Below are 2,834 nucleotides of genomic sequence, written 5' to 3' on the forward strand. Positions count from 1 at the left end.
CACGCTCGGCTGCTTCTGAATGATGTGCCGAAAAGCAGCCGAGCGTGGGCCCGGCTCTACAAACGGCACTACCCTCACGCCCGGTGCGGGGTGCCCAGGTACTCGGCGCTCTGCATCTCGATCAGGCGCGAGGCGGTGCGCTCGAACGCGCCCTGCAGGCGCTGGCCGGTGTACAGCTCGACCGGCGAGGTGCTGGCGGTGCAGACCAGGTTGACGTGGCGGTCGTACAACTCGTCGATCAGGTTGACGAAGCGGCGCGCGGCATCTTCGTTCAGGCGATCGAATGCCGGTATGCCGCCCAGCAGCACCGTGTTGAACTCGTGCGCGATCTCGATGTAGTCCGAGGGCCCCCGCGGGCCCTCGCACAGCGCGGCGAAATCGAACCAGGCGATGCTCTTGCCGCGGCCACGGACCGGAATCTTGCGACCCTCGATCTCGATGTTGCCGGCCTTGGCCGGCTGGCCGCCACTCAGCTCGTTCCAGCGCGTGGCCAGCCACTCATCGCTGTCGGCCGCCAGCGGTGCGCGGTACACCGGCGAGCGGGTCAGCGCGCGCATGCGGTAATCCTCGGTGCCTTCGGCGTACAGCTCCACGCAGAAGCGCTGCAACAGGCCGATGGCCGGCAGGAAGCTCTCGCGCTGCAGGCCGTTGAGGTACAGGTTCTCCACTGCGGTGTTGGAGGTGGTGACCAGGGTCACGCCCTCGGCGAACAGGCGCTCCAGCAGCCGCGCCAGCAGCATCGCATCACCGATGTCGGTGACGAAGAACTCGTCCAGCACCAGCACGCGCAGGTTGCTGCGCCACTCCTGGGCGATCTTCGCCAGCGGGTCGCTCTGCCCCTGGTGCTCGCGCAGGCGCTCATGGACGCTGCGCATGAAGCGATGGAAATGCGTGCGGTACTTCTGCTTGATCGGCAGCCCGTCGTAGAACAGGTCGACCAGGAAGGTCTTGCCGCGGCCGACGCCGCCCCAGAAGTACAGGCCCTTGACCGGCTCGGGCTTCTTCCAGAACGAGGACAGGCGGTCCAGCCAGCCGTCCTCGGCACTGTCCAGCAGGCCCAGGTGGATGCGGTCCAGCTCGGCCAGCGCTGCATGCTGGGCCGGGTCGTCCTGCCAGTCACCACGGGCGACCCCTTCCGCGTACCGCTGCGACGGGGTCAACTCGGTTGCACTCATGCCGCCGCGCCCAGCCAATGCTTCACGCCGTGGGTCAGCGCGCCGCGCAGGTCGATCAGCTTGCGGTGGAAGAAGTGGCTGGTCTCGGGCATGCGCACCAGCTCATGCGGGAACTCCAGCGTGTCCAGCCACTGGTAGACGGCCTGCGGGTCGACGATCTCGTCCTGCTCGCCCTGGATCACCAGCCAGCGGGCCGGCGGTGCGATACCGTCGAAATCCCAGCGACCAGCCGGCGGCGCGATCGAGATCAGCGCTTCCGGCTGCAGCGCGGCAGCCGCCTTCAGCGACACGAACGAACCGAAGCTGAAACCGGCCAGCCACAGGCGGTCGTGCGGGCGCTGGCTGCGCACCCAGGCGGCGACCGCCTTCAGGTCATCCTGCTCGCCCACGCCGCCATCGAAGGTGCCGGCCGACGCGCCAACACTGCGGAAGTTGAAGCGCACCGTGGCGATGCCCAGCTCGCGCAGGGTAGTGGCGGTCATGGTGACCACCTTGTTGTGCAGGGTGCCGCCTTCGGTGGACAGCGGATGGCAGACAATGGCCACGATCGGCTGCACCGGCACATCGGCCTTGGGCAGGTCGACGACCACTTCCAGCGGGCCGGCCGGGCCATCCAGTTGAAGACAGGCGGTTTCGCCGGGGGCGACGGGGAACGAAGGCTTGTGCATGGCACCATGATACCGTCCCCCGCCCCTGCCCTGTGCCCGCCCCATGCTCTACCTGTCTTTGGCCGTGATCTGCAGCGTGCTGGTTTCGGTGGTGTTGAAGGTGGCTGGACGCCGCCAGCTGGATGTCGCGCAGATGGTCACCTGGAACTATCTGGTGGCGGCAACGCTCACCGCGGTGGTGCTGCAGCCGCCGCTGGATGCGCTGCGCGCGCCGCATGCGCCGTGGCTGTCATTGCTGGCGCTGGCGGTGGTGCTGCCCTCGATCTTCCTGGTGCTGGGCCGCGCAGTGGCGGTGGCCGGCATCGTGCGCAGCGATGTGGCGCAGCGCCTGTCGCTGCTGCTGTCACTGGCTGCCGCCTTCCTGTTCTTCGGCCAGAGCGCGACGCCGTGGAAGCTGGTCGGCCTGGCGCTGGGCCTGGTCGCCATGGTGGCGATCAGCCTGCGCCCGCGCGGCCCGGCGGTGGCGTCCTCGCCCGGCGGCTGGGGCTGGCTGCTGGGCGTATGGGGCGGGTTTGCGGTGGTGGACGTGCTGCTCAAGCAGGTGGCGCTGTCGGGCACGCCGTCGATGGCGGCGGTGCTGGCCAGCTTCAGCGTGGCCTTCGTGCTGATGCTGGCCCTGCAGCTGTGGCGGCATGTCAGTGGCCGCAGCCGGCTGGCCTGGCGCAACCTCGGCGCGGGTGCGCTGCTGGGCCTGCTCAATGGCAGCAACATCCTGTTCTATGTGCATGCGCACCAGTCGATGCCGGACAACCCGGCCACCGTGTTCGCCGGCATGAACATCGGCGTGGTGGTGCTGGGTGCACTGGTGGGCGTGTTTGCCTTCGGCGAGGCCACCACGAAGTGGAACCGTGCCGGTTTGGCGCTGGCGGTGCTGGCGATCGGCTTGATCGCCTGGGGGTGAGCATGTGCATCGGGGTCAGAGCCCATTCCGTGGGAATGGGATCCGACCCCTGACGCGACCATTGCCCCGGGGTCGGATCCCATTCCCACG

3 protein-coding genes are annotated in these 2,834 nt (G+C 68.5%); 1 reads left to right on the top strand and 2 read right to left on the bottom strand.

Translation table 11 applies throughout. The features are described 5' to 3' along the window. Positions 1-74: 74 nt before the first annotated feature. Together zapE and ABGA94_RS00430 are read right to left on the bottom strand one after the other, a co-directional pair. Positions 75-1,175 carry a cell division protein ZapE gene (zapE, locus tag ABGA94_RS00425; protein ID WP_375366001.1) on the bottom strand — a complete coding sequence of 367 codons (1,101 nt, stop codon included), beginning with the start codon at positions 1,173-1,175 and terminating at the stop codon, positions 75-77. Next, positions 1,172-1,843: an alpha/beta hydrolase gene (locus ABGA94_RS00430; RefSeq protein ID WP_065196012.1), complete on the bottom strand. Its 672-nt coding sequence runs from the start codon at positions 1,841-1,843 to the stop codon at positions 1,172-1,174. Before ABGA94_RS00430 ends, zapE begins: the two co-directional genes overlap by 4 nt. Before the next feature lie 43 nt (positions 1,844-1,886). Between ABGA94_RS00430 and ABGA94_RS00435 the strand changes: the two genes are divergently transcribed. Further along, positions 1,887-2,744 (top strand): EamA family transporter, encoded by an 858-nt coding sequence (locus tag ABGA94_RS00435; protein WP_111187579.1) that lies wholly within the window; start codon positions 1,887-1,889, stop codon positions 2,742-2,744. The last annotated feature ends 90 nt before the right edge of the window (positions 2,745-2,834 follow it).

This window comes from Stenotrophomonas sp. 3diitr2024 (assembly GCF_042136455.1).
GTDB lineage: Bacteria > Pseudomonadota > Gammaproteobacteria > Xanthomonadales > Xanthomonadaceae > Stenotrophomonas > Stenotrophomonas sepilia.